A 21682-nucleotide genomic window follows, 5' to 3' on the forward strand; every position below is an offset into this window, starting at 1 on the left:
TGTCTCAGATTCCGTCTCCGGGCTCTTGCTCTCACAACCCGTACTGATTATCGGCACGGTGGGCCGTTACCCCACCGTCTACCTAATCAGCCGCAGCCACATCCTGTGGCGCCGGAGCGTTTCGGCCGCCCGGCATTCCAGCGTGGGCGTCGTATGGACTATTAGCCTCAGTTTCCCGAGGTTATGGTCCTCCACAGGGTAGTTTGGCCACGTGTTACGGAGCTTTTCGCTACGTTAGACGTACAACTAGCATGGCTAAATCGGACCCCGATAGCAATGACCTCCGGCAGGATCAACCGGAATGGTCCCTCTTCCGTTTGGGGGCGGAAGAGGGGGGTGGCGGGATTTGTGCCCATGCGGGCACGAATCACCGTTCGCATTGCAAGGTCCGTCCAGTGACACGCGCGGTCTCGGAGAGACCGACCGAGTGTCACCGAACTACCAGGGCTAACATCAGATTCCGTCTTACGGCGGACCGCAGGGGGGGAATCCTCACGAGTGGTTCGGACCTGAACCAACGAGGCTGAGGGGTATAAACCCGTCGAAGCTCTCTGGTTGCAGTCCGAGGCGAGCGCGGGCCGGGTTGAACGGCCCGCAGTCGCGGTGCGTTGTGCGCTTCGCATCACACCGAAACGGCCTGTCGTACTTAACCCCATCGAACCCGTTTCGCTGTGGGGTCGAGGTGGGGGGAAAGCGTGTGTGGCAGTCCGGGGGGATGCCGACACACCCGGCGTGACCCGGGTGCGTCCTTCGCATTATCTCGAACGCCGGGGGAACATAAAAGGCCGTCGAAGCACCGCCGCTACGTCACTCGGTTTCACGGGACACTCCGACATAAGTGGACGGAACGAACGTCCGTGAAGATTCGGGACGTGGTACCACTGACGAGTCTGGCTACTCGGCGACACCGAGTCCTTGGGCGACTACTCCCCCACACCGTCTCGGTTCCGCTCGTCGCGCACCGCGCGTGCGTTGATGTTACTACCGACGTACGTATCGGCACGCCAGGGTTCCGCGTGACAGGAATATGACAGGGGGAACGCGAGCGAGACGGGCAGTCCTTTTATAAGGGTGCCGTTTATAAGTGCGGACAGAGGAGACATAAACGATACATGAGTACACCGGCAGACTCAATCGAGATTCAGAACGTCGTCGCATCGACCGGTATCGGCCAGGAACTCGACCTCGAAGCGCTCGCCGAGGACCTCCCGGGCGCAGACTTCAACCCCGACAACTTCCCCGGCCTCGTCTACCGAACGCAGAACCCGAAGGCCGCCGCGCTCATCTTCCGGTCGGGGAAGATCGTGTGCACCGGGGCGAAGAGCATCGACGACGTCCACGAGGCGCTCGGCATCATCTTCCAGAAGCTCCGCGACCTGCAGATTCCCGTCGAGGACGACCCCGAGATCACCGTCCAGAACATCGTCTCGAGTGCGGACCTCGGCCACAACCTCAACCTCAACGCGCTCGCAATCGGCCTCGGTCTCGAAGACGTCGAGTACGAACCGGAGCAGTTCCCCGGTCTCGTCTACCGGATGGACGAGCCGAAGGTCGTCATCCTCCTGTTCGGGAGCGGCAAAATCGTCATCACGGGTGGGAAACAGACGAGCGACGCGGAGACCGCAGTCGTAGAGATCGTCGACCGTATCGAGGGACTCGGTCTACTGGGATGAGCACGCGGGGGGTACCAGAGACGTTGTCCGCGGGGGCGTCCGTGAGGGAGGCGGCCGCCCACCCGCGTGAGACGACCGCTGCCGGGAGTCGCGAGCGATGACAGCCCGGGAAGACATCGCGTTCCTGGTCGGGTCGGAGTGTCGTGTCGAGACGCTCCGGATACTCCGTGAGGGGCCACGCAACCCGAGCAGTCTGGCCGAGGAGGCCTCGTGTGCGCGTGAGACGGCACAGCGAAACCTCGCGGGGTTTACCGACCGCGGCTGGGTGGAGAAGCGGAACCGCTCGTACCGACTCACGACTGCCGGGCAGATGGTGCTGGAGCGGTACGAACAGCTCGAACGGTCAGTGGAGAACGCGAAGAACCTCGACGTCTTTCTCAGCAACGTGGGCGACGTCGGTGACCACATCGACACCGACCTCCTCGCCGCACAGACGGTCACGACGTCTACTCCCGACTGTCCACACGCACCGATCGAACGCTGGCTCACGCTCGTCGACGAGACGGTCGAGACCTACTACGGAGTGACGCCCATCGTCAGTCGAGTGTTCAACGAGGCTGCGGAGCAGGCCATCGGCCCGGACACCCACATGGAACTCGTCGTCGACCAGTCCGTCCTCGAGACGTCACAGGAACGGTTCCCGGAGGCACTCGAACTGGCGTTCGAACTCGACCAGTTCACCCTCTGGGTGGCGCCGACGGAACTCGAGTACGGCCTGACCATCGTCGACGGTCACGTCTGGGTCGCCGCCTACGACGACTTCGGGAACGTCGTCGCGAGCGTCGACGGTGACGACGAGCGGTTCCTCGAGTGGGCGCAGAGCTGTTACGACGACCTCCGGTCACGGTCTCAGCGGGCCGAACCGGAGGACCTCTCACTCACGTGAGAGGACGGGCCGCACCCGTCGTGGATGACCGACGGACGGGACGGCGTGACGGGTGTCGAACCCGGGAGTCGGTCACGACTCGACGTCTTCGGAGAGCACCTCTTTCACCACGTCGGGGTCCTCGAGGAGCTGGTGTTTGGTGTAGCTCCCCTCGGCGCTCCCACCGCTGTGTTTCGACTGCTCGATGATGTCGAGGAAGGCGTGTTCCTTCAGCAGGTCACGGACGCGCCGGAGCGAGAGCGTGTCCGAACCCTGCTGTGCGCAGATGTTCTCGTAGACGTCGTAGACGCGGCTCGTCCGGAACCCGTCCTCGTGCCGCGCGGACAACGAAAGCATCGCGAGCGCCTGGAGGACGTACCGCGAGTGCGGCGTCGACCCGCGGATGAGTTCGCGGAACCGGTCCGTCTCCGCACGCTCGCGCGCCTGCGTGACGAACTCCTCTTTGACAGTCGTCGACCCGGTTGACTGCGCAATCTCCCCCGCGTACCGGAGGATATCGATGGCCTTCCGCGCGTCACCGTGTTCGCGTGCGGCCAGGGCGGCGGCACGGGGGACGGTCGAGGGGTCGAGCACCCCGTCGCGGAACGCGTCCGACCGCGCCTCCATGATGGCCCGGAGCTGGTTCGCGTCGTACGGGGGGAAGACGAACTCTCGTTCACACAGCGAGGACTTGACGCGTTCGTCCATCCGGTCCTTGTACTGAATCTTGTTCGAGATGCCGATGACGCCGAGTTTACACTGCGTGATTTTACCCGCCTCGCCCGCCCGCGAGAGCTGCATGAGGATGTCGTCGTCGCTCAACTTGTCGATCTCGTCGAGGATGATGAGAACGACGTCGTACAGCTGGTCGAGGATGCGCCAGAGTCGCTTGTAGTACGTCGAAGTGGACAGCCCTTTGTCCGGGACGCGGATGTCGGTCTCGGCGGACCGGTTCACCCCCTCGGCGATGGTCTGGACGGCCTGCGTCTCGGTAGTGTCCTGCGCGCAGTCGACGTAGGCGAACGTCGCCGTCACCGACTCCTCGCCCGCCGTGTCGACGAGTCGCTGGGAGACGTACTTCGCACAGAGCGACTTGCCGGTCCCCGTCTTCCCGTAGATGAGGACGTTGCTCGGACTCTGCCCGAAGATGGCCGGGTTGACCGCCGCTGCGAGGTTCGATATCTCGTCGTCCCGACCGACGATGCGGCCCTCCCCGGGGAGGTGACTGATCTCGAGGAGCTCCTTGTTCGCGAAGATGGGGTCCTCTCGCGTGAAGAGGTCGTCGGCGGCGTTGGGCATACCCAGCCACACCGGGTTTCCGGTGAAATGCGTTGTGATTCACGCGCCGAGAGACGCACACCACGTTTCCGGTGAAACGGGGGGTCGACGGGTGGGCGGTGCACCTGAAACGGCGGTTTTGCTTCACCGGAAACGTGGTGTCCGCTCCGAGAGGAACGGCGAAGAAGAGTGGGGAAGCGAAGGGTAGAACTACGAGTGAGACGCGGGAGCGACGGTTCGACCGGAATCGACCCGACAGCGTGATCCCCCGACGGCCGTCTGCTGTCGGCGAAGTAGTCGCTCAAGTCGACTCGCCGGCGGTGAGAGTTCGTCTGACAGTTCCCGTGGAGCGTTGTCCTGAACGGACAGATAAAACGTATGCTGAACGGGGTGCGGTAGAGTAAACAACAAACTGATTTAAAGTTTCTGTTCTGTCGGTAGCGGGAGTCCGTTCGTCGTCTGTCCGCCCGCCGGAGAGGTTGGAGAAGACGAAGGAGTCGGGGAAGACGAAGGAGTCAGCGGGGTGCAGACACCGAGAACGGCAGGCCACGAGGGGACCGACTCGAACCCAGTCTCGCTGCGAGACGAGTTCACCGGAAACGAGGTGTGTCACAGTGACGTGGAGACCCCCTCTCTCTGCACGAACGGTTCGCCTCCGAGTCGGCGCCGCGCCGGACTGTTTCGGACCGCTGCACCCGACGAACGACACAGCACGAGTAACGCGTGCGGGGGTCGAGAGGGTGGACGTGGTTCGATGTCGTTCACCGGAAACGTGGTGTGTCACAGTCGAACCCGGACACCGTCGTAACCGGCCCTCGAGCGGGCAGGACGGAGGGTCGGATGCATCGGACCACAGGGGGCGAACACGGACGGGGAGAACCCGAGACGCTGTCGGGAGCGACCCGGAGACACTACAGGAGCGATACCGACACCACCACACCCGGTTCACCGGAAACCCGGTGTGTCCGAGGGAGCACACACCGCGCCGACGGCGGGTGGAAGTCGTCGCACAGTCGTGGGTTCCTTCACTGGGAACAGTCGCGTCACAGTTGCGGATTATTTCACCGGAAACGCGGTGTGTCGACGCCTTCGGTGTGTGCTCTCGAAGCCTCTTCGCCCTCGGCTCCCGCGCCCTGTCGCCCGGTTCACCGGAAACACGGTGTCTCTCTACCAAACGCGACGACCACCGATGCGGCAACCACTGTTCACCGGAAACGTGGTGCGTAGGCGTCGATACAGCCGTGTGCGTTCACCGGAAACGGGGCGTGGGCGTTCAGCAGAGAGGAGGGTCGGACGGGCGACGACCCAGTGGTCGCCGACCTCTCACTCCTCGAACGAGTCGGCGGTGACGACGCGAGTCGCCGACGCGGCGTCCGGGTCGTCCGTGTCAGCGTCGACGAGGAGGACTGCCCACTCGTCGCGCACCGAAGGGATGCCGCTGAAGAGGTGTTCGGGGACGAGCGGCATCGGAATCGGGACGTACGCGTTCGAACGCATGTCCGCCACACCGTCGTAGACACCGACGCTGCGCCCGTCGCGCGTCTGGACGCGGAATCGCTTGTCGTCGGGGTCGCGGTAGTACGAGTAGGGGAACGACTCGGACTCCGGACAGCCGACGCCGTCGACGTCGTCGAAACACGCGAGGACCGTGTCAGTCTGCTCCGATGTGTCAGCTTCCCCCGACGAAGGCTCCCCGTCCGTGTCCTGTGAAGCTTCCACGCGTCCCGCGGCCGCTCCGGAGTCGACGAGAACGAGCGAGCGGTCGTCGCCAACACCGCTCTCGCGCCAGACGAGGTCGGCGGGTGCCGTGTCGGTTCGGGTGGCCGCGTACCCTCCTTCGGCGAGGGGGATGCGGTCCGGACCGTTGTAGAACGTCCGCCGACCGTGGTCGTCCTCGGCGGCGACCAGTGGTGGCCGGTGTAACACCCGGTGGACGACGCGCGCGTCCGCCTCGCTCCCGACGACGAACAGCGAGAAGCGGTCGCGTCCGGCGTTGTTCCGGAGCCGCGAGAGGAGCGTCGTGGGCGTCACCTCGTCGCTCCCGAGCGGTTCGACCGCGACGCGAGCGTTCGTCGCGCGCGAGACGAACGGGGAGGCGTCGGTCGTCGGTTCGGCGAGGGAGGCCGGAAGCCACGGCTTGCCGGGGGTCGTCACCTCGTACCCGCGCGCCTCGCACGTCGCCTGGCCGAGTGCCTGGAGTCGGTCGGTCATCGTCGAGAGCTACGGACTGGACGGTCAAACCGTTATCGTGCCACCGGGCCGTGAGACACAACTCGTTTCTTCGCGGGCCCGCTACCCGGACGTGATGACAGACGAGTCGGGCGAGCGTGCGCGCGGGAACGACGAGGCCAGCGACGGGACAGTCCGCGACGCCGCCGACGGTGCCGACGAGGCCGTCGTCCGCGACGCGCCCGACGAGCAGAGCGACGAGACGCCGCTCTCTCTGGAGGAGTTCTACCGCGCAGTCGAGTGGGAGGGGCGGCCGGTCGTCACCGCCGCGGAGGTGGCCCGCCGGACGGACCGCTCGCAGGCGACGGTCGCAGAGTCGCTCGCCCAGCTCGAACGTGAGGGGTCGGTCCGCTCTGTCGACGTGGAGAGCGACCCGGTCGTGTGGTTCCCGAGCCAGTGGGGTGACCTCGCGACGCGCGAACGGGTGGTGCTGTTCCCACAGCGTCGGGAAGTCGTCGTCGACGCGCCGACGCAGTACACCCGGGCACGGATGGCACAGTTCGCTCACCTCGTCGACACGACGGGGGACCGCGACTCCGGTACGAGAGGGTACCTCTACCGCATCCGGCGCGAGGACGTCTGGAGCGCTCCGTTCGACTCGCTCTCGGAACTGCTGGCGCTGATGCGTTCGGTCCTCCCGCGACGGTCCGGTCCACTCGAAGACTGGGTGTCGGACCAGTGGAAGCGGGCGCACCAGTTCACGCTCTCGACGCACGAGGACGGCTACACCGTCCTCTCGGCGGCCTCCGAGAACCTGATGGGGAACGTCGCGCGGCAGAAACTCGACGAGGAGCACCTCCACGCGCCCATCTCCGACACGGAGTCGTGGGTGCGAGACGGCGCGGAGGCGGCCATCAAGCGCATCCTCTGGGAGGCTGGCTACCCGGTCGTCGACGAGCGCGACCTGGACACCGGCGACCCGCTGGACGTCGACCTCCACGTCGACCTCCGGGACTACCAGCGCGAGTGGGTCGACGCCTTCGTCGAGAAGCGGGCGGGCGTCCTCGTCGGCCCGCCGGGGAGCGGCAAGACCGTCGCGGCGATGGGCGTCCTCGAGGCCGTCGGTGGCGAGACGCTGATTCTCGTCCCGGGTCGCGAACTCGCCGCCCAGTGGCGGGAAGAACTCCTGACACACACTTCCCTCTCCGAGGAGCAGATCGGCGAGTACCACGGCGGCGTGAAGGAGATACGCCCCGTGACCATCGCCACGTATCAGACGGCGGGGATGGACCGGCACCGCTCGCTGTTCGACTCCCGGAAGTGGGGCCTCATCGTCTACGACGAGGTCCACCACATCCCCTCCCGCGTCTACCGCCGAAGCGCCGACCTCCAGACCAAACACCGGCTGGGCCTCTCGGCGACACCGGTACGAGAGTCCGACGACGAGGAGGAGATATTCACGCTCATCGGCCCGCCCATCGGCACCGACTGGACGAAGCTGTTCGACGCGGGCTACGTCCAGGAACCGGAGGTGGAAATCAGGTACGTCCCCTGGCGCGACGACGAGGCGAAGAACGAGTACGCCTCGGCCGACGGCCGGGAGCGGCACACCATCGCCGCAACCAACCCCGCGAAGATCGACGAGGTCCGCTACCTGCTCGCCCAGCACGACGACGCAAAGGCGCTGGTGTTCGTCGACTGGCTGGACCAGGGGCGCGACGTCTCGGCGGCACTCGACGTGCCGTTCGTCAGCGGCGAGACACCCCACTGGGAGCGCGAACGCCTGTTCGAACGCTTCCGCGAGGGAGACGTCCGAACCCTGGTCGTCTCCCGCGTCGCTGACGAGGGAATCGACCTGCCGAACGCCGGACTGGCCATCGTCGCCTCGGGGCTCGGCGGGTCACGACGACAGGGGGCACAGCGGGCCGGCCGGACCATGCGGCCGGCGGGGAGCGCCCTCGTGTACGTCCTCGCGACACGGGGAACGACCGAAGAGGACTTCGCGCAGCGACAGACCCGTCACCTGGCGGAAAAAGGGGTGCTCGTCCGCGAGAACGACGTCTCCTGAAGCTCCTGAGACTCCTGAGACTCCTGAGACTCCTGAGACGGCGGTCCGGCGACGCCGTCCGGAGGAGACTCCCCGACGCCCGACTTACGAATCGGCCGACTTCGGCTCGCCGCCGGCGGAACTCAGGAGCACCGAACTCAGCTGTTCACGCCACTCGTGAAGCTCTTCGATTTCCTCTTCGACCGCCGCGAACCGGCCGTCGACGCTCTCGGAACCGCCCAGTCGCTCCTCCAGCGACTCGACGGCGGCGGCGAGGTCGTCGACCGTCGCGCGCACCTGTTCGATGGCCGCGGCGTTGTCTTCGACCCGCTCTGCCAGTTCCGCGCGGGCCCCCGACTCGTCGGCCAGCCGTGCGTCGACCTCCGCGTCGAGCGCGTCGACCTCCGCCGCGACGTCACCGACCTGGGTCTCGACGACGTCGACTCGTGCCCCGACGGCGTCGACGGCCTCGTCCAGTCCGCCGAGCCTCTCACCGTGGGCCGAGAGCGTGTCGTCGTGACCGGCGAGGGAGTCCTCGTGACCGGCGAGAGCGTCGTCGTGGTCGGAGAGTGCCGCGTCGACGTCCTCGAACCTGCCGTCGTGTCCGTCGACGCGTTCGTCGAGTCGTTCGACCCGTTCTCCGTGTTCTCCGAGTCGCTCGTCGTGGGAGTCGAGCCGCTCGCCGTGTTCGTTCGTCCGGTCGTCGAGCGAGTCGAGACGGCCGGCGTGTGCTCCGGCCCGCTCGTCGACGCGCTCGAACCGTTCGGCGTGTTCCCCGAGTCGGCCGTCGAGCGACTCGACGCGGCGGGCCTGGCTCTCGAACCGCTCGTCGGTGTCGTCTCGGACCTCTCGGAGCGTCCGCTCGACGTCGTCGACGTCGTCCGCCACGTCCTCGAGTTCACGGCGCTGACTGTCGAGGAGTTCGTGGAGTCGGGAGAGTTCGGCTTCGACGTCGTCGACGACGTCCCAGAGGCTCCCGAGGTTGCGGCCGTGGATTCCGACGTCGCTCCGGACCTCCGAGAGCGTCGACTCGAGGGAGGCGACGTCGCTCCGGACGGACTCGATGACCTGTCGCCCGGTTCCCTCCTCGTCGAGGAACTCCTCGAGTGCGTTCGTGTAGGCCTTCAGGTCACCGACTTCCGTCTGTAGCTGGCGGATTCGTGCGTCCATCCGCCCGCTCTCGTTGGTCGAGTGCTCGAACGTGTGTCGGATCCGCTCGATGTTCTCCAGGAGTCGCTCGCCGACGTCCTCGTCCGCGCCGGGGACGGTTGCCGAGAGCGACGCCGCCTCGGCCCGCTTGGAGAGACGGTCCGGCAAGTCGACGGCGGCGTTTCCGTTCTCGGATGGTCGGACCCCGCGCTCCGCTCGCGGTTCACGCTCCGCTTTGGATGCGTCCTCCGGGGGCCGGTCGCCCCGCGGCGACTCGGAGGCGTCGTCGCCGTTCGCGGCGGCCGACGTCGCCTCGCTGGACGGACGGCCGAGGCCGACGACCGTGTCCTTGCTCCACCCCTCCTCGACGACGGCGGCGCCGTTCTCCGGGGACGCCGCCCCGTCGGCCACGTCGTCGGCTGTCTCGCCATCTGGTGTCGGCTCGGCGTCGGAAGCCTGCTCGGCGTCGGCGGCCGTCTCTGCCTCCTCGGCCGCGTCATCGGTCACGTCTGCCCCGTCCGTCGCGTCTGATGCGTCGCTCCCGTCGGGGTCGGCGACGTCGGCCGCGTCTTCGTCCGTCTCGGTGGCGACTTCGTCGAGTCGCCCCGAGATGGCGTCGATAGCCGTGACGCGCTCTTCACCCGTCCGTTCGGCTTCGAGGAGGCGTTCGAGCGTCTCCACGTCCTCGACGGCGTCGAGTTCGTCCTTCAGTTCGGCGACAGAGTGGTCGGCAGGGTCGGTGAGTGCGGTCATGGTCTCGAATGGTCTCCCGAGGGTGTCCGGGGGGACGGGTCGCCGGCACGGGTCTCGGCCGCGAGCCGTCAGCCGTCCGTCAGACAACCTGATTCGTGGTAACGACTCACGGAGACCGGCATAAATTCGACCCTCAAATTATCTCGGTTAATAATTCGTCCGCTCGACACGTCGAGGTGGGTGACGGCTGCATCGACTCGGACCGTGTCGACTCGGGCCGCGTTGGCGAACGGTTTTACCGCTCGTCGTCCACCTCTACTCGTGACCCTTCCCGGCGTCGACCTCTCGGCGACCGACGACTATCGGTCCCGGGTGGCCAGGCGACTCCTGGAGTCGGACGCCGCCGTCGGCCGCGCCTTCGAGTCGTGGCGTGCGTACGTCCGCGACCACCACGGTGCGGTGTTCGAGACGCCGGGTGTCGACCGGGGAGATGCGAGTGCCGTCGCGACGCTCACGAGTGACGCGGGGGGAGAGGGAGGCGCCGACTCGGACACCCTCTCCGCTCACCGGCTCTTCGTCGACACGCTCACGTTCGCGGCCGTCGTCGACGCACTGCAGGACCGAATCGAGACGACGTTCGGTGTGCGTGTCGAAACGCCGGCCGACGCGCTCGACCTGACCCCCGCCCGCGAAGCCGTCGGGGCGTCGCTCGTCGACGCCGACCCCTCCCCGGACGCCCTGCTGGAGTGCGACGCGGACGACCTCCGTCGCGTGTACGAACGGACCGTCCCGGCCTCGTCCCGCCGCGTCTTCGGCGAGTACTACACGCCCCCCGGACTGGCCGAACTCGGCGTCGAGGAAGCGGCGAGTCGGGTCGACGGGTTCGGCGACGGGGTCGTCGTCGACCCCGGGTGCGGGGCGGGCGCGTTTCTGACCGCGACCCTCCGCCGCAAGCGCCGGGCGACCGACGGCGACTCGGCAGGGCCGGCCGCGTCGCTCGACCGTCTCTCGTCGACCGTCGTCGGCATCGACGTCAACCCGGTCGCCGTCGCTGCCGCCCGGACCGCGTACCTCCTCGCGCTGCTCCCGGCCGTGGCCGACGCCGACGTCGACCGACTCTCGATACCCGTCTTCCTGGGTGACGCGCTCGGACTCGCCGACGACGCACCGAGGACGGGGGTCGAAGGCCGCACGAGCGTGCTCGTCGGCAACCCGCCGTGGATTCCGTGGGAACGCCTCCCCGAGACGCAGAAGGAGCGACTCAGAGCCGGACCCATCGACCGACTCGATCTGTTCGACCACCGCGGCGCGTCGGCCCGACTGGGTCACGCGAACGACGACCTCTCGCTCCCGTTCGTCTGGACCTGTCTCGACCGCTACCTCCGCGACGGGGGCGTCGCCACCTTCGTACTCAAACGCGACCACCTCAGGGGACCCGCCGGCCGCCTCGTCCGCTCCGGCCGCGTCGGGCCGCGGTCACTCGCTCTCGACCACGTCCACGACTTCGGTGCCGTGGACCCGTTCGACGGCGTCGACGCCGCGGCTGCACTCTACGTGTTCCGGGTGGGAGCGGACGCCCCTGACGCTGGGCCCGGACTCGAGGACGACTCTGCGGTCCCCACGACCGTCTGGGAGGAACGTGACGATGCCGCGAGAGGGACGGACGCGACGTCGGCGTTCGCGTCGCTCTCTGCGCTCCGGTCGGCGCTTGCCCGGACGGAGACCGGACTCATCCCCGTGGACGCCGACGACCCGGCGAGTCCCTGGCGCCGCGTCGACGCGTCGGTCGCGGCGGTCGGCGAGTGCGACTACCGCGTTCGACACGGACTGAAAGACGACGCGAAGGCCGTCTTCAGCGTCGACGACGACGTGCTGGGGCGTATCGAGTCGACCCACGTCTACCCGTACCTCCGCTCGAAGCACGTCGTCAAGTGGGGGTTGTTCGGGCACGACCGGTTCCTCGTCCCGCAACGAAAGGCCGGAGAGGCCAACGCCGACGAACTCGCCCGGGAGGCGCCAGCGACGTACGACTATCTCGAGTCGAACCGCGAGCGCCTCGAAGACCGGGGGTCGTCGTGGTTCGACGGCGGCCCCTTCTACTCGCTGTTCGGCCTCGGACCGTACACCTGGGCCCCGTACAAGGTGGTCTGGTGTCGACTGGGGTTCAAACCGCACTTCGCGGTGGTCTCGACCGTCGACGACCCCGAACTCGGCCGGAAGACCATGGTGCCCGGCGACCACTGCATGTTCGTCGCCTGCGACGACGCGGACGAGGCTCACTACCTGTGTGCGCTGTTGAACGCGGGCCCGTACCAGCGCTGCCTCCGTGACCTCGCCGGTGGCGGGAAGGCGAGCCTCTCGAAGACCGTCGTCTCGTCGCTCTACCTCCCGACATGGGAGGGGACGCCGCGACAGGAACGACTCGCGACGCTCTCGCGTCGAGCGCACGAGGTCGTCCCGGCGTACGTCGACCGGTCGAAGCGGGCGTACAACCGGCTCACCATCCCGGAACTCGAGGAGGTACAGCGGGCGGTCGACCGGACGGTCGCCCGCTTCCTCGCCGACCGGTAGCGCGCGGTCCGATACGTGACCGGGGATGTTTCGTGAACGGGAATGTAATGAGAACAGGAGTGTATCCGTGGCCCGTCGCCCCGGATGCACCGTCTCCGCCCCACTGGCTGGCCGACGGACGATTCAGACCCGTACGGCACGGAACCGCAGTCGCCGATAGTCGACGACCCACGCTCCCTCCCGGAAGTGGTCGTCTTCGAGACGGGATTCGACCGCCGAAACGACTGCCGCGTACTCGTCGTCCGAGAGTGTGGGAAAGAGCCCGTCGCCGAACATCGAGAGCCACTCGCGGAGGCCCGCTTCGCCCCGGTCGAGCGTCGTCGGCCGGTCGAACAGGCGGGCGTCCCGGACCTCCAGTTCGTGGGATTCGAGCCGCGGGGCGTACGCGCCGACGCTCGGGAAGTACCACGGGTCGCCCGCCTCGTAGCCGCGTTCTGTGAGTTCACACCGTACCGCCTCGACGACGCTCCCAACGTTGCCCTGGCTGCCGAGTTCGGCGACGAACGCCCCGCCGGGCCGCAGGAGACGGGCCACCCCTTCGAGGACGGCGTCGTGGTCCGGCCCCGGCACCCAGTGCAGCGCCGCGTTGGAGAACACCGCGTCGAACGCCGTGTCGGCACCCACCGCGTCGACGAGGCGACGGGCGTCGCCGTGGACGAACCGGAGGCCGTCGACGTCGCCGTGGCGGGCGCGCGCCCGGGAGATCATCTCGCGGGAGCTGTCGACGCCGACGACGCTCGCGCCGCGGTCGACCAGTCGCCGGGAGAGCTGACCCGTCCCACAGCCGACGTCGAGGACCGTCGTCCCCGCGTCGACGTCGAGCAGTTCGGTGACGCGCTCGCCGTACTCGTAGACGAACGCGCACTGGTCGTCGTAGTCGGCGGCGTCCCACCCGTCCGGCGACACCTCGTCCTCGCGGTCGGTCATACGCCACCTACGCCGAGGGGGAGGTAAGCGTCGTGGGTCGACGTGACACTCGGGGTGTGAATGAGAACGTTTAAATTTCGAGGGACGACTACGATACGATGACCGCTCTTAGCTCAGCCTGGTAGAGCAGCCGACTGTAGATCGGCTTGCCCCCCGTTCAAATCGGGGAGAGCGGACTTTTGCTGCGAACGACGTGAGCAGTCAAAAGTCTCCTCGAAGCGATTTGAGCAGACGATGTCGCAGCCCGCGCAGCGAACGAAGTGAGCGAGCAGGACCGTCTCGGCGAGTTCAAATCGGGGAGAGCGGACTTTCTCACCAGTTCAACTCCGAGAGGCTTCGGCTTGCCCCCGCTCCCGTGAGCGTAGCGAACGGCGACGAGTGCGAAGGACGTCTCGACTCGCCCACCTCCACAAGCTCTCGACCCGTATCGACTGTCTCGCCTCCTCAGCCGTCGCCCTCGGTCTCCTCGCGACACTCCGACACCCGGCTGACCAGCGTGGTCACCGGGAAGTCCTCCTCGTAGTCGAACGACGCGAACATGGCCTCGTAGCGGTTCGAAGAGAAGAGGAACACGATGATGTCGTCGAAGAACAGCGTCTGGGCGTTGTACGCGCCGCGCCCGATGAGTTCTCTGAAGTCGTCCCCGGTAATCTGGTTCGCCATGATCAGCTGGTACGCCTCGTCGAAGTCCTCGACGGAGTAGCGGTCGGCGACGTCGTCCCGCACGAACTCGAGGTCGTAGTCGAAACTCCGCAACTGGGCGACGATCCGGGGAGTGAACCCCTCGAGACTCCGAATCGCATCACCGATGTTCGACATAGCAGAGGGGAACGTCGGAGCGGCAAAAATCCCTCGCGTATACAACGGGTAACTACGCCGACCGGTCCCACCGAGCACCGACGTCGCGGGCCGTCCGCGTCACTCCGACTCCCGAGCCCCCCACACGACCTTCTCCTCGTCGAGTTCGACGACCATCCCCTCTCGTACTTCGATTTGGCACGACAGCCGCGGGTAGCCGAACCGGTCGGCGAGTCTGTCGTGCCAGTGCTCGGGTCCCGGTCCCGTCCGCAGCCGTACCCCACAGGTGGCACACAGCCCCCGGCCACCGCAGTTGACCCGGTCGGTCAGTCGCGTGTAGGGCGAGAGCCCGTGTTCGAGCAGCACGTCGCGGAGCGTCCGTCCGGGCCGAGCCTCGACGACCGTCTCCCCTCCGGCGTGTCGGACGGTAACGGACACCCGTTCCGTGTCGGCGTCCACCGCGTCCGCGCTCGCGTCCAGTCCGTCGGAACCGGCGTCGTCTGCGCGAGTGCTACCCCGTTCGTCGCTGGTAGCAGGGGGTCCGTCCGCCTGGTCGTCGGTGCGGGTCACGTCGTGGCGACGCCGTGGCGCCGACGCGTCTGGTCCGTCCTGTCCGTCGTTCGAGAGTTCACACGCGGAACCAGTGACCCGCGGGCATTGAACGTGCCGACCATGAATACTCCGGTTCTGTCGGGTGTGTGTCGGAAAGTACCAGTATATACCAGAAATACGACCAGTTAAGCGGGTGGCTCTCGAAGGGTGAGATATGGTACCGCGCGCGGCGACGACTCCGGTCACGGTATCGGCGACGATCAGAAAGCCGATGAACGAGCACAGCACGGTGACCGTCGAACTCGGGGAGACGAACGAGACGCGACACCTCGTCGAGTACGACTCCGAGCGCGTCCGGCAGGTCCTCGGCGCCCTCCCCGCCGGGACGACGCTCCCGGTTCGGATGACCCGGGTCGGAAGCCGGTCGAACGTCTGGCGCGTGACGGACCTGCCGGGAGCGCCCGAACCGAGAGAGTCACGGGTCGAACCGTAGCCACCGACGCCGCCCGAGCGGACACGCTCGACGGACCGGGAGACCTGTCACGTCGTCCCCGCTGCGCTGATTCGTCGTTCCCGCTGTGCTAGTTCGTCGTCCCCGCTGTGCTAGTTCGTCGTCCCCGCTGTGCCGTCTCCCGGCCGGTCGTCGTCGGGGCCACCGAGTCCTGCCGAGAACGACGCCGTTTTCGACGTCCCCCGAAAGGTCGAGATATGGACCACCCCGACCTCCACTACGAGAGCGCCGTCGAGGTGCGCTACTCCGACCTCGACACGTTCGGCCACGTCAACAACGCCGTCTACGCGACGCTCTGCGAGGAGGCCCGCGTCGACTACTTCCGCGACGTGTTCGACCTCGGCGTCCACGACATCAGCTTCGTCGTCGCCCGGATGGAACTCGACTACCGCAAGGCCATCCCCGACGTCGGCGACGTCACCATCGCCGTCGGCATCACCGGCTTCGGTCGGACGAGTTTCACGATGGGGTACGAACTCCGGTACGGCGACGACGTCGTCGCGACTGCCGAGACCGTTCAGGTCGCCGTCGACGAGGCGGGCGAACCCATCGAGGTCCCGACGGAGTGGCGCGACCAGGTCGCTGCCGCCCGCACCCGTGCCGACGACGCCTGACGCCTCGTCCACGACCCCCGGGACAACGCTTCTCACGTCACACGACGAACGACGGCTGTGAGTGACGATACCGACGCGGAGAAACGCGACACGGCCGCCCGATTCGGCCGGGCGGCGACGGACTACCGCGACAGCGACACCCACAGACGGGGCGAGGACCTCGAGATGCTCGCGGCGTGGTGTGCCGGCGCCGACCGCGCACTCGACGTCGCGACGGGCGCTGGACACACGGCGGGGGCCCTGAACCGTGCGGGCGTGGCGTCCGTCGTCGCCGTGGACGCCGCGCCGGCGATGGTCGAAGCGGCCGTCGACGCGTACGGCGTCGAGGCCTGTGTCGCCGACGCGGAACGTCTCCCCTTCGCGGCTGCAGCGTTCGACGCCGTGACCTGCCGCATCGCCGCCCACCACTTCCCGGCCCCGGAGAGCTTCGTCGAGGAGGCGGCGCGGGTCCTCACCCCCGGTGGGACGCTCGCCTTCGAGGACAACGTCGCCCCCGCGAACCCGCACTTCGCGCGGTTCGTCGACGGGGTCGAGCGCCTCCGGGACCCGAGTCACGTCGGCCTCGACACCCCGGCCGAGTGGCGCCGTCGCTTCGGGGCCGCGGGGTTCACTGTCGAGGAGGAAACGACGGTGACGCGCCGACTCGACTTCCGGGCCTGGTGTGACCGGACGGACGTGAGCGAACGCGACCGGCGGGAACTCCGTCGCCGGTTCACCGAAGCCGACGCCCCGCTCCACGAGCGGTTCGCCGTCGTGTCCGGCCCGGACGGGGTCGAGTCGTTCGTCGTCCCGAAGCGCCTGTTCAGACTCCGGAAGCGCGCGTCGCCGACCGGTGGCGACCCCGGACGCGCGGGCGAACGGTAGACGTAAACCAGCCGCCGTCGTGGCCTCCGACGTGAGTTTCGCCGCGCTCGAACGCCGGACCCCACCGCTCGTCGCGCTCGCCGTCGCCGTCGTCGCCGTCTCGACGAGCGCGATCCTCGTCCGGTGGTCGACCGCACCCTCCGCGGTGAAGGCCCTCTACCGGGTCGTCTTCACCGTCGGCCTCCTCCTGCCGTGGGCGCTCACCCGGTACCGGGCGGACTTCGGGCGACTCCGTCCCGCGGACGCGCTCGTCGCCGGCGTCACCGGCGTCGCGCTCGCAGTCCACTTCGCGGCGTGGTTCGAGAGCCTGGTGTGGACCTCCGTCGCGGCGTCGGTGACGCTGGTCCAGTCACAGCCGTTGTTCGTCGCCGTCGGCGCGTGGGCGCTCCTGGACGAACGCGTCACCCGCCGTCGGGCCGCAGGCATCGTCGTCGCCGTGGCCGGGATGGTCGCGATGTCGCTCGGGGACCTCCTCTCCGGCGTCGCGCTGACGGGCCAGCGCCCGCTGTACGGGAACGCGCTCGCGGTTCTCGGAGCCGTCGCGGCCGCCGGATACGTCCTCGCCGGTCGGTCCATCCGCCAGCGCGTCTCGCTCGTCCCCTACGTGACCATCGTCTACACCGCCTGTGCGGTCACCCTGCTCGCACTCGCAGTGTGGGAGGGGCACGCGCTCGTCGGCTACCCACCACGCGAGTGGCTGCTGTTCGCCGCGATGGCCGTCGGCCCGGGACTGTTCGGCCACACGGTCATCAACTGGGTCCTCGCCCACGTCGACTCCTCCGTCGTGAGCGTCTCGCTCCTCGGTGAACCCATCGGGTCGACGCTCCTCGCGGTCCTCTTGCTCCCCGGCGAGGTACCGAGCCTCCCGACTGTCGTGGGCGGCGCTGTCGTCCTCCTCGGCATCGCGGTCACGACCACCGGCGACCCTGCGGACAGCCCACCCGGTGGCTGACGCCGAGAACGAGGTCAGTGGACCTTGAGTTCGACGCGCCGGCCGTCGGGGTCGCGGACGTACGCGGCCCAGGCGCGTCCGTACGCTCCGTAGCGCTTCTTCGGTTCGTCGGGTTCGACCGTGACGCCGGCCGCTCGAAGGTCGTCCAGCAGCCCCTCGAGTTCCTCCCGCGAGCCGACCTCGTTCGACCGCAGGAGCAGACAGACGTGTTCGCCGCCGACGTCGCTCCCCGCGAACTCCTCGTCGGGGACGAGGTGGAGGTGTCGCCCGCCGGCGGCGACGGCCACGTACGGGACCTCGTCGCGGTCGTACCGCTCACGGTCCCGCACGGGGAGGCCGAGCAGGCCGTGGTAGAAGTCGAGCGCGCGGCCGAGGTCGGCGACGCGGAGCGCCACGTGGTCGAGGTCGACGACCGAGAGATCCACCGTCGCGTCACTGTGGTCCGGAGACATAGCGTGACTGTTCGGGCGTCCACGAAAAAATCGTGTCGCCGCGGTGGACCCCGACGCTCCGGTGGACCCGACCCCCTGGTGTGGACGAGGCCCGCCTCGACCGCCAGGAGTCCTCCCGACCGAGGCGGCCACCGACGCGCTCCCGACACGCCAGCGCCGTGGGACGGGCACCCATCCGGCCGGAACGTTCACCCGGGACAGGTGCCTACGGTCCCCATGACAGACGACCGCACCCGGCGGGACCAGGTCCGACGGGCGTGGGACGCCGTCGCCGACGACTACGCCGCCGCCCGACGCGCCGACGGTCCCGACACCGCCCTGCTCGACGAACTCGCGGCCGACCTCCCAGCGGGGGCCCGGGTGCTCGACGTCGGCTGTGGCGACGGCCGGCGGACCATCGAGACGCTGCTCGACGCGGACGCCTCCCTGGACGTCGTCGGCCTCGACGTCTCGCGCGTCCAGCTCGCGCTCGCCCGCGAGGCGGTCCCGGCTGCCCACCTGGTCCAGGCGGACATGACGCAGCTCCCTGTCGCCGATAGGACAGTCGACGCGGTGACCGCGTACCACAGCGTGTTCCACGTCCCGCGCGGCGAGCACCCGACGGTGTACGCCGAGTTCGCACGCGTCCTCCGGCCCGGCGGGTACGTGCTCACCACCGTCGGGAAGGGGCGGTCCGAGTCGGTCCGGCGGGACTGGCTCGGCAGCGGCCACGCGATGTTCTGGAGCACGCCCGGTGCCGAGGTGACGAAGTCACAGCTAGAGGCCGCCGGCTTCACCGTCGAGTGGGAGCGGCACGTCGACGACCCGCTCGGGAGCACGGCGCTGTTCGTCCGCGCCCGCCTCGGTGACTAGCTACTCGAGGAGTTCGCGCGTCTTCCGGTGACGGTAGCGGAACATGGGCTCGAAGCCGACGACCGACAGCGGCCCGAGGACCTCGTCGCCGAGGGGGAAGGCGTACTCGACGTCGTCCTCGACGACAGTCTCGTCGCCGTCGGCGAAGAAGCGGTGGGTGTGTCGCCACTCGCTGAACGGCCCGTCGACCATGTCGTCGACGAAGCGTGCCGTCCCTTCGCCCTCCTCGCGTTCGACGATGCGAGAGACGAACGACTGGCGGGGACCGACGCCGAACGGTCGCGTGGAGAGCCGTATCTGCGTCCCGACGTCGAGGACCGCCGGGTCTTCCTCGCCGTCGGGGCCACGGACGGCCTCGACCCGGAGGTTCATCCACCCGGGCGTGAGCGCCTCCAGCCCCTCGATGCGAGAGTGGAACGTCCACACGTCTTCGAGCGGTGCGGCGACGCGCGTCCGCCGCTGGTATCTCGCCATACCGTCGAGTAGGGGGTCGAAGGCAAAGGGGCACCGGTCCGGGCAGTCGGACGCGGCCGTCGAGTCGCGCGGGGCGGAGTCAGGCGGTCACAGCCGACGGCCGAGGCCGACGCCCACACAGAACGTCGAGACGGCGAGCGTGGCCACCACCGGATACGTCCAGAGGACGACGGCCGCGAGCGCGGCGGCGACGATGACAGCCGAGACCAGGGCCGGAGTCGCGCGGCGCCTGACGGCGTCGCGTCGGTCTGCGTTCGATTCGAGCGGGGTGTGTGGTGGAACGATGTGTTGGACCATCGGGGCGGTGTCTGCGAGCGGCGTGGTTCGCGTCGCACCGACCGACCGGCGGCGAACGTCGGGGAGGGCCGAAGCGCGCCGAGGACGTGGCCGGCACACCTGCCGACGAAGGACCAGCCGGAGAGACGGCCACGCGCGTACTCGTCGGTCGGCGTCGGACGGAGTCGACGGGAGTGTCTCTTCGGGGAGCGGCGGCCGAACCGTCGCACACCGCGGGCACTCCCGGCGAGTGGAGGGCGGTCGCCAGTCGAACAGGAGGGTCACGGTGGTCGTGGCTCCGACGGAGTGGTACACATCGGTGGTACCACCTGTGCTACTGGTCTAAATCCACCGGAAAAAACCTGTTTCAGGCGTGGTACCACCCGTCACACGGACACGTTCGGCTTTCGATGTCCGGTCGTGTCCGGTCGTGACGTCGTCCGTCGTCGAGCGTTCAGAACTGTGTTCGGCGTCTCTAAACTCGGAATCCGGAACTCGAAACTCGGAATCCGACACTCGAGCCCCGTCGACGAGGGAGTCGTGGCCGTCGTCGAAGGGTGGTGAGGACCGTCTCAGAGCGTGAACCGGGTGACCGTCGTGCCGGCGACGGTGAGGTCCTCGTCGGTGGCGCTGGCGACCGTCACCTGGTTCTCACCGTACTCGATCCCCAGTTTGGCCGAGAACTCGCCGTCCGCGTCGGGTTCGACGAGGCGGGTCTCGCTCGGCGTCTTCACCGAGACGACGACGCCGTCGGTGGTGCCGGAGATGACGAGGCTGTCGCCCTCGAACCGCGTGTTGACGCGCAGTTCCGGGCCGGCGGGCAGGTCGGTGTCGAGGTAGCGCTCGCGGACGAACTGGGGCATCTCGACCGGTTCGCCGACGTCGATGCTGTGTGCGAGGCGGACGTACTGGGCCATCGACCACGCCAGCGGCGTCGCCGCGCCGGTCCCCTCGCCGAACTCCCAGTTGTACGCCGTCGAGTACTCGCGGTCCCAGACCTGCTCGGCGATCATCCGGCCGGAGTTGGCGAACCGCTGCATCGTCTCGAGGAGATTCTGCGGGTCGAGTGCCTCCTCCTCGCGCGCCTCGTTGAGGAGTTCGTACTCGCCACGCTCGCCGGTGAAGATGGGCCAGAGCCGTCCCTTCCCCTTGGCTTCGACGGACCACGGCGCCCCCTCCTCGCCGCGTTCGCGCTCGCCGTAGCCGTCGCCGTTGTACCGGTAGAACGCCGGACCGTGCGGCGTGTCGACGCGGATTGTCGAGTCGACTTCCGCGACGGTGTTGGTGACGACCTCGTCGTCCCACGGCTTGATGCCCAGCCTGGTGAGTTCGAGGAAGCCACCGTCGATGATTTCGCGCTCGTCGAGCGTCGGGCCGTTGTTCGCCAGCGTCCGGAGGTGACCCGCTTCGGGGTCGCCGTCCCGGGTGATGCGCACGTAGTACGGCGTGTTGGTGTGGCGCTCGGTGCCGGTCTCCGTCGCGGTCCACGACTCGACGTTCTCGGTCCAGTCGTCGGCGAGCGCCAGCCAGATGAGCGCGTCCTCGGTGTGGCCCTCGTCGAGCGCGACGGCCGCACCACACGCCAGTCCCGCGATCTCTGCGGCGATGGACGAGGGTGAGTAGCCGGCTTCCTCCTCCCAGCGCTCCTGGGCGGTCGGCGGCCCGTTGCGGGCCACGTAGTCGGCCGACCGTTTGACGTTCTGGTAGGAGTAGTCGACGTCGTCGAACGTGACGCCGTTCTCCGCGAGCATGTACGCCATCACCTGCGGGAAAGAGATGTTGTCCATCTGCTCTCCGCCCCACCGCGTCCGACCGTTGAGGTAGGTGTTCTGCGGGATGAAGCCGCGGTCGTCCTGCTGGTAGTTGTAGATGTACGACAGGTTGTCGATGGCCGTCTCGATGTCGCCGACGGCCTCGAACACGGTGAACACCTGGTAGAGGTCGCGCGACCAGGTGAAGTTGTAG

Annotated in this window: 19 protein-coding genes, 1 tRNA gene and 1 rRNA gene; 10 read left to right on the plus strand and 11 right to left on the minus strand. The window is 68.1% G+C overall.

Features of this window, described 5'->3' with window-relative positions; all coding sequences use genetic code 11:
- Positions 1-303 (minus strand): 16S ribosomal RNA (locus tag ACESK5_RS13835); the annotation flags it as partial.
- An 809-nt stretch (positions 304-1112) separates the two neighbouring features.
- Between ACESK5_RS13835 and ACESK5_RS13840 the strand changes: the two genes are divergently transcribed.
- Together ACESK5_RS13840 and ACESK5_RS13845 are read left to right on the plus strand one after the other, a co-directional pair.
- Entirely contained in the window at positions 1113-1673 is a 561-nt protein-coding gene (locus ACESK5_RS13840) for a TATA-box-binding protein (protein ID WP_372912169.1), read from the plus strand.
- A gap of 97 nt (positions 1674-1770) precedes the next feature.
- Positions 1771-2559: a helix-turn-helix transcriptional regulator gene (locus tag ACESK5_RS13845; RefSeq protein ID WP_372912170.1), complete on the plus strand. Its 789-nt coding sequence runs from the start codon at positions 1771-1773 to the stop codon at positions 2557-2559.
- 72 nt (positions 2560-2631) lie between these two features.
- Here ACESK5_RS13845 and ACESK5_RS13850 read toward each other — a convergent pair whose 3' ends face one another.
- Positions 2632-3837, minus strand: coding sequence for a Cdc6/Cdc18 family protein (locus ACESK5_RS13850; RefSeq protein WP_372912171.1), 1206 nt, complete (start codon positions 3835-3837; stop codon positions 2632-2634).
- Positions 3838-5139: 1302 nt separating this feature from the next.
- Positions 5140-6027 (minus strand): hypothetical protein, encoded by an 888-nt coding sequence (locus tag ACESK5_RS13855; protein ID WP_372912172.1) that lies wholly within the window; start codon positions 6025-6027, stop codon positions 5140-5142.
- A 94-nt stretch (positions 6028-6121) separates the two neighbouring features.
- Here ACESK5_RS13855 and ACESK5_RS13860 point away from each other — a divergent pair, with 94 nt between their 5' ends.
- Positions 6122-8053: a DEAD/DEAH box helicase gene (locus ACESK5_RS13860; protein ID WP_372912173.1), complete on the plus strand. Its 1932-nt coding sequence runs from the start codon at positions 6122-6124 to the stop codon at positions 8051-8053.
- A gap of 84 nt (positions 8054-8137) precedes the next feature.
- Here the strand turns inward: ACESK5_RS13860 and ACESK5_RS13865 are convergent, their stop codons facing one another.
- Positions 8138-9934 carry a hypothetical protein gene (locus ACESK5_RS13865; protein WP_372912174.1) on the minus strand — a complete coding sequence of 599 codons (1797 nt, stop codon included), beginning with the start codon at positions 9932-9934 and terminating at the stop codon, positions 8138-8140.
- Between the two features lie 261 nt (positions 9935-10195).
- On the opposite strand from ACESK5_RS13865, the gene ACESK5_RS13870 reads away from it, so the two are divergent.
- Positions 10196-12445, plus strand: a complete 2250-nt coding sequence (locus ACESK5_RS13870) for an N-6 DNA methylase (protein ID WP_372912175.1) — start codon at positions 10196-10198, stop codon at positions 12443-12445.
- Between the two features lie 123 nt (positions 12446-12568).
- Here ACESK5_RS13870 and ACESK5_RS13875 read toward each other — a convergent pair whose 3' ends face one another.
- Positions 12569-13372 (minus strand): trans-aconitate 2-methyltransferase, encoded by an 804-nt coding sequence (locus ACESK5_RS13875; RefSeq protein WP_372912176.1) that lies wholly within the window; start codon positions 13370-13372, stop codon positions 12569-12571.
- A gap of 102 nt (positions 13373-13474) precedes the next feature.
- Between ACESK5_RS13875 and ACESK5_RS13880 the strand changes: the two genes are divergently transcribed.
- Positions 13475-13548, plus strand: a tRNA-Tyr gene (locus tag ACESK5_RS13880).
- Positions 13549-13816: 268 nt separating this feature from the next.
- Here the strand turns inward: ACESK5_RS13880 and ACESK5_RS13885 are convergent.
- Both ACESK5_RS13885 and ACESK5_RS13890 read right to left on the minus strand, forming a co-directional pair.
- Positions 13817-14191, minus strand: coding sequence for a hypothetical protein (locus ACESK5_RS13885; protein ID WP_372912177.1), 375 nt, complete (start codon positions 14189-14191; stop codon positions 13817-13819).
- A 99-nt stretch (positions 14192-14290) separates the two neighbouring features.
- Entirely contained in the window at positions 14291-14650 is a 360-nt protein-coding gene (locus ACESK5_RS13890; protein ID WP_372912187.1) for a 2Fe-2S iron-sulfur cluster-binding protein, read from the minus strand.
- A 343-nt stretch (positions 14651-14993) separates the two neighbouring features.
- Between ACESK5_RS13890 and ACESK5_RS13895 the strand changes: the two genes are divergently transcribed.
- The 4 genes from ACESK5_RS13895 to ACESK5_RS13910 all read left to right on the plus strand — a co-directional run bounded on the left by ACESK5_RS13895 (position 14994) and on the right by ACESK5_RS13910 (position 17663).
- Entirely contained in the window at positions 14994-15215 is a 222-nt protein-coding gene (locus ACESK5_RS13895) for a hypothetical protein (RefSeq protein ID WP_372912178.1), read from the plus strand.
- Positions 15216-15430: 215 nt separating this feature from the next.
- Positions 15431-15847 carry an acyl-CoA thioesterase gene (locus ACESK5_RS13900; protein ID WP_372912179.1) on the plus strand — a complete coding sequence of 139 codons (417 nt, stop codon included), beginning with the start codon at positions 15431-15433 and terminating at the stop codon, positions 15845-15847.
- A gap of 57 nt (positions 15848-15904) precedes the next feature.
- The gene (locus ACESK5_RS13905; RefSeq protein ID WP_372912180.1) at positions 15905-16711 is read left to right on the plus strand and encodes a class I SAM-dependent methyltransferase; all 807 of its coding nucleotides are present in this window, start codon (positions 15905-15907) and stop codon (positions 16709-16711) included.
- Positions 16712-16742: 31 nt separating this feature from the next.
- A complete protein-coding gene (locus ACESK5_RS13910; protein WP_372912181.1) occupies positions 16743-17663 on the plus strand; it encodes a DMT family transporter in 921 nt (306 codons plus the stop codon).
- A 14-nt stretch (positions 17664-17677) separates the two neighbouring features.
- Here the strand turns inward: ACESK5_RS13910 and ACESK5_RS13915 are convergent, their stop codons facing one another.
- Positions 17678-18115 (minus strand): VOC family protein, encoded by a 438-nt coding sequence (locus ACESK5_RS13915; RefSeq protein ID WP_372912182.1) that lies wholly within the window; start codon positions 18113-18115, stop codon positions 17678-17680.
- Positions 18116-18331: 216 nt separating this feature from the next.
- Between ACESK5_RS13915 and ACESK5_RS13920 the strand changes: the two genes are divergently transcribed.
- Positions 18332-18967, plus strand: a complete 636-nt coding sequence (locus ACESK5_RS13920) for a class I SAM-dependent methyltransferase (protein WP_372912183.1) — start codon at positions 18332-18334, stop codon at positions 18965-18967.
- Here the strand turns inward: ACESK5_RS13920 and ACESK5_RS13925 are convergent, their stop codons facing one another.
- The 3 genes from ACESK5_RS13925 to ACESK5_RS13935 all read right to left on the minus strand — a co-directional run.
- Positions 18968-19441: an SRPBCC family protein gene (locus tag ACESK5_RS13925; RefSeq protein ID WP_372912184.1), complete on the minus strand. Its 474-nt coding sequence runs from the start codon at positions 19439-19441 to the stop codon at positions 18968-18970.
- 87 nt (positions 19442-19528) lie between these two features.
- Positions 19529-19738, minus strand: coding sequence for a hypothetical protein (locus tag ACESK5_RS13930; RefSeq protein ID WP_372912185.1), 210 nt, complete (start codon positions 19736-19738; stop codon positions 19529-19531).
- Positions 19739-20289: 551 nt separating this feature from the next.
- Positions 20290-21682: glycoside hydrolase family 15 protein (locus ACESK5_RS13935; protein ID WP_372912186.1), on the minus strand; the 1393-nt coding region annotated here is incomplete at its 5' end.

It is taken from the genome of Salinigranum sp. (genome assembly GCF_041641895.1).
GTDB lineage: Archaea > Halobacteriota > Halobacteria > Halobacteriales > Haloferacaceae > Salinigranum.

What these genes read in the sequence shown, in the direction of transcription:
- ACESK5_RS13840 (WP_372912169.1), top strand. Translation starts at nt 1,113, where the DNA reads ATGAGTACACCGGCAGACTCAATCGAGATTCAGAACGTCGTCGCATCG.
- ACESK5_RS13845 (WP_372912170.1), top strand. Translation starts at nt 1,771, where the DNA reads ATGACAGCCCGGGAAGACATCGCGTTCCTGGTCGGGTCGGAGTGTCGT.
- ACESK5_RS13850 (WP_372912171.1), bottom strand. Translation starts at nt 3,837, where the DNA reads ATGCCCAACGCCGCCGACGACCTCTTCACGCGAGAGGACCCCATCTTC.
- ACESK5_RS13855 (WP_372912172.1), bottom strand. Translation starts at nt 6,027, where the DNA reads ATGACCGACCGACTCCAGGCACTCGGCCAGGCGACGTGCGAGGCGCGC.
- ACESK5_RS13860 (WP_372912173.1), top strand. Translation starts at nt 6,122, where the DNA reads ATGACAGACGAGTCGGGCGAGCGTGCGCGCGGGAACGACGAGGCCAGC.
- ACESK5_RS13865 (WP_372912174.1), bottom strand. Translation starts at nt 9,934, where the DNA reads ATGACCGCACTCACCGACCCTGCCGACCACTCTGTCGCCGAACTGAAG.
- ACESK5_RS13875 (WP_372912176.1), bottom strand. Translation starts at nt 13,372, where the DNA reads ATGACCGACCGCGAGGACGAGGTGTCGCCGGACGGGTGGGACGCCGCC.
- ACESK5_RS13885 (WP_372912177.1), bottom strand. Translation starts at nt 14,191, where the DNA reads ATGTCGAACATCGGTGATGCGATTCGGAGTCTCGAGGGGTTCACTCCC.
- ACESK5_RS13895 (WP_372912178.1), top strand. Translation starts at nt 14,994, where the DNA reads ATGAACGAGCACAGCACGGTGACCGTCGAACTCGGGGAGACGAACGAG.
- ACESK5_RS13900 (WP_372912179.1), top strand. Translation starts at nt 15,431, where the DNA reads ATGGACCACCCCGACCTCCACTACGAGAGCGCCGTCGAGGTGCGCTAC.
- ACESK5_RS13915 (WP_372912182.1), bottom strand. Translation starts at nt 18,115, where the DNA reads ATGTCTCCGGACCACAGTGACGCGACGGTGGATCTCTCGGTCGTCGAC.
- ACESK5_RS13920 (WP_372912183.1), top strand. Translation starts at nt 18,332, where the DNA reads ATGACAGACGACCGCACCCGGCGGGACCAGGTCCGACGGGCGTGGGAC.
- ACESK5_RS13925 (WP_372912184.1), bottom strand. Translation starts at nt 19,441, where the DNA reads ATGGCGAGATACCAGCGGCGGACGCGCGTCGCCGCACCGCTCGAAGAC.
- ACESK5_RS13930 (WP_372912185.1), bottom strand. Translation starts at nt 19,738, where the DNA reads ATGGTCCAACACATCGTTCCACCACACACCCCGCTCGAATCGAACGCA.